Annotated in this window: 1 protein-coding gene and 1 pseudogene (1 of these 2 only partly in view); both read right to left on the reverse strand. The window is 69.5% G+C overall.

The annotated features are described in order from the left end of the window. A partial coding sequence (locus tag K789_RS0103025; RefSeq protein ID WP_024365455.1) for a ribonuclease D occupies positions 1-795 on the reverse strand: 795 nt, incomplete at its 3' end. Between the two features lie 98 nt (positions 796-893). Further along, positions 894-1,131, reverse strand: a pseudogene (locus tag K789_RS0103030) (DUF3000 family protein); its annotated part runs 128 nt beyond the window's last position; the annotation flags it as partial.

Here is a 1,131-nt window from a genome sequence, read left to right on the forward strand (position 1 = left end):
CGCGGCCAGCTGGCGCCGGTCGCGGATCTGGTGGAGCCCGGACGTCTTGCGCCACGGGTCGACGCGCGGCGGCGCCTGGCCGGCCTCCAGGATGGCGGCGAATTCCTGTTCGGCGAAGTCCAGCTTGCCGTCGGCGACGAGCAGCTCGATGAGTTCCTCGCGGAGCTCGGTAAGGACCTCGACGTCGAGGGCGGCGTAGCGCAGCCAGGGTTCCGGCAGCGGGCGGGTGGACCAGTCGGCGGCGGAGTGTTCCTTCGCGAGGCCAAAGCCCAGGAGCTGTTCGATCACGGCGGCGAGGCCCACGCGGGGCAGCCCGGCGAGGCGGGCGGCGAGTTCGGTGTCAAAGAGTCTGTCCGGCCACATGCCGAGCTCGGACAGGCAGGGCAGGTCCTGGCTGGCGGCGTGCAGGATCCATTCGACGCCGCGCAGGGCGTCATTGATGATGCCCAGGTCCCCGAAGGGTTCCGGATCGATCAGCCAGGTGCCGGAGCCCTCACGGCGGATCTGGACCAGGAACGCGCGCTGGCCGTAGCGGAAACCGGAGGCGCGTTCGGCGTCCACCCCTGCGGGGCCGTGGCCTGCGGCGAGGGCCTCGGCGCAGCGTTCCAGCCCGGACCGGGTTTCAATGACGAGCGGCACACCGTCGCGGGGGGCATCGAGGTCGATCACCTCGGGAACCAGGCTGTCGAAGCCGTCCACCGCGATGTGGGCTGTGGTGTCGGCGGCCTCTGTCTTATTTTGAGCTGTGTTGGTGGCCGCGCCCGCGGCGGTGATTTCCGGAATATGAGGGGTCATGATGACTTCAGTTTAGCGACAACACAGTGCTGCGGGCCGCGCATCCGCCAAAACGGAGCGGGTTGCCCATCTGTCGCGATCCCCAACCAGCTCCCATTTCAGGCCTGTCCGCGGCGCCGGCGCGGCAGCGGCGTGACGCCTTCGGGCAGCGGTGGAAGGCCCGCGAAGGTGCAGACCATGTCGGACCACGCCTCGAGGTGTGAGGTGATGTCAGGGCTGGCCGGAGTCCAGGATGCCCGGAGCTCAATGTCGATCGAATTGGGCCGGTCCGCAAGGGTTCCGAAGCTTTCGGACAGCACCCGCGTCGCGGTGCCGCCGGCCGAGCGGTACGGCGCG

The sequence above is a fragment of the Arthrobacter sp. TB 26 genome, from assembly GCF_000427315.1.
GTDB lineage: Bacteria > Actinomycetota > Actinomycetes > Actinomycetales > Micrococcaceae > Arthrobacter.